The sequence below is a fragment of the Spirosoma utsteinense genome (genome assembly GCF_014282275.1).
Taxonomy (GTDB): Bacteria; Bacteroidota; Bacteroidia; order Cytophagales; family Spirosomataceae; genus Spirosoma; species Spirosoma utsteinense.
This window is the reverse complement of the sequence record NZ_VFIA01000148.1, coordinates 1-1,109: the sequence shown is the minus strand read 5'-3', so window position 1 is coordinate 1,109 and position 1,109 is coordinate 1. Positions and strand designations below refer to the sequence as shown.

The following is a 1,109-nucleotide window of genomic DNA, read 5'->3' as shown; positions in this document are numbered from 1 at the left end:
CGCGTCGCACCATCTGTTTTTCCAAGTCGGTTTTAATGCACGACACGGTGATTGGGTTGCTGATTAACCATCTCTTTTTCAAGCTTAATATCCACTTTTAAGGCACGACCTAGTACTGTACAAAGAATGGTGTAAATACTTCGCGCTTGTTGTGTTAAGTATTTTTTGAGTAAGTCGACGCCATTGGGTAAGTCGAGTAAAAATTAGCTACAATCGGTCTCCAACTGCGCTTTAACTAAAATACCCAAAAATTAACTTGAGCTATGAACTAACTACGTACCGGACTGGGTCGCCGATGCGAGCACTTTTATATATCACTCACTCGGCAGAGCCTAACGAGAACGGGGGGTATCTATTTGTAGGTTTGGGTGCCGCTCTGCAATGACCGCCAACGTTTTGGGGCTTGGCGAAGTGGGGGAATTAGAAGAACAAATGTTCGATTTAGCACTTCTGCCCCCATTTTGCCAAACCCCTGTTAGCTGTAGTTTTTTATTTGTCAAGTCCATATTTCTGTCCATAGTCTTTAACTGTCAATAAGAACTGTGGATTTATTCTATTGTTTAGTAGTCCTTCGTATTCTCTTTTAGCTTTGTCTAATTGTTTAAGCTCGCCATAAATTATTAATTTTCCTAAAGGGGTCATCATCATATCTGCTTTATCTAATTCTTGAAGCATTTTTTCAGTGCTATTCAGTCGGTCAAAATATGGCAAAATGTAATCTGTTAAATTTTTTTTCATTTCGCTAATTAGTTGTTGCTCGTCAGTTTGTTCTTTAATATCATACCAAGCGTCGTGTTGGTTTCGCAAGTATCCAATTCTTTTCCTTATCAAACATTCGGGTTCAGTCGGATAGTCTGGAAGTCCTTTGTCGCTGTAATTATAAAATGCAAGCCAATATTCAGGGACAAATATCCCTGTGTTTATAGTAAAACTAATACTGTCTTTATTGCCAAATGAATTTTTCTGAACATTAATAATTTGACCAACGGTTTCAAGTTTCGGTCGTGACGTAACCGTGGACTCTTCGTCTTTATTGCATGGTAACACTCGTCGTCTCATGCCGCTACTGTGGCAACCAAGATGCCGTTCGGCGCAAAGGGCTCAGCACC

The 1,109-nt window shown here is 40.0% G+C and carries 1 protein-coding gene; it reads right to left on the bottom strand.

From position 1 onward, the window contains the following. Nucleotides 1-489 precede the first annotated feature (489 nt). The gene (locus FH603_RS28175; RefSeq protein WP_186742703.1) at nt 490-1,059 is read right to left on the bottom strand and encodes a DUF4304 domain-containing protein; all 570 of its coding nucleotides are present in this window, start codon (nt 1,057-1,059) and stop codon (nt 490-492) included. Nucleotides 1,060-1,109 lie beyond the last annotated feature (50 nt).